2 protein-coding genes are annotated in these 1100 nt (G+C 41.5%); both read left to right on the forward strand.

Features of this window, described 5'->3' with window-relative positions; translation table 11 throughout:
- Window positions 1–520: hypothetical protein (locus N480_RS25710; RefSeq protein ID WP_196761539.1), on the forward strand; the 520-nt coding region annotated here is incomplete at its 5' end.
- 400 nt (window positions 521–920) lie between these two features.
- Window positions 921–1100, forward strand: a 180-nt coding sequence (locus N480_RS21655) for a hypothetical protein (protein ID WP_155732924.1), incomplete at its 3' end; no start/stop codon positions are given.

Consider the following 1100-nt stretch of genomic DNA (forward strand, 5'->3'; position numbering starts at 1 on the left):
TGCAGGTGATTCATTTGGTGCTGGTGACTCTAGTGATGCGGGCAACCCAAATGACGGGCGACCCTCTGATTTTGTTCCATTCCCTACAACGGACTTGAACCCAATCAATGGTAATCGAATGCACCAAGGCGTGCTATACATCGAAAAGAGCGAAAACCCATTTTTTGCAACATTCGAGCAATACCTTAAGGTGTGCGTTAAGTCGACCAAGCGTATGATAATTGCTTCCAACTCGCTTTATGACGGGATGTACAAAGGCATCGAATTCATGGGTAAGGGTACCTACAAAGCAAGTCACCAAGGAGCAAAAGATTTTGCTGTACTAAAACTAAATCTGCAACATTACAAAGAATCTAAAGTAGAGCGAATTACTCTGTTTAAAGGCAATGATACGTCGAGTTTCGAATTCTATGGCGAAGCGCTGCGTGGCCAAGAAAGATTAGGAGAGGTTCGCGCCTATTATAAAGGAATGGATGCATATGAATTAGAGGGCTGTGCTTCGTACCTAGGTCAGTACTAAATCCACCTAACACATAAATAGGGGGCATTACTCTGTGCCCCTTTGGCTGCTACTTAATTTTGTTACTTTGGTCCGAGTGACCAATTTGCCATGAAGCGGTAGGTAGTGAGCGTATCCAGTTTTTATTTCCAGCTTAATAGTAAAAAGGCTTTGCTAAGATAAAGCGCTAGTTTTTCACGCTGATATGATGCAATCAATATTTTTTCTTGTGAGTAAAGGGCTGTAACCCTGGTTTTGTTTGGCGGCTCTATCACCGGGGGCCCTTACGCGATAGGGCTTGGTTTTGACAGTAGAGAAGGCGCAATAAACCTTAGAAATACGGATTGAAGTTACTATAGCTAGAAAGCCAAATTTGAAAATGATTTCTTTGACCAATAGCAACTTAAATTAAGGAAAATGCATGAAGTTTAATTTAAAAACAGTTTTACCTATCGCGCTCGTCGCCGCGCATTCAGGTAAAGCAATTTCACAAACCATAGAATATTACACGTCTGCAGATAAGCCTTCTCAAGTAGGAAAAGGTTTCAATAACTCAGAGTTTAATAGTTTCAATAGTGCTGGTGATTCATTCGGAGCAGGT

Source organism: Pseudoalteromonas luteoviolacea S2607, from assembly GCF_001625575.1.
Taxonomy (GTDB): Bacteria; Pseudomonadota; Gammaproteobacteria; order Enterobacterales; family Alteromonadaceae; genus Pseudoalteromonas; species Pseudoalteromonas luteoviolacea_E.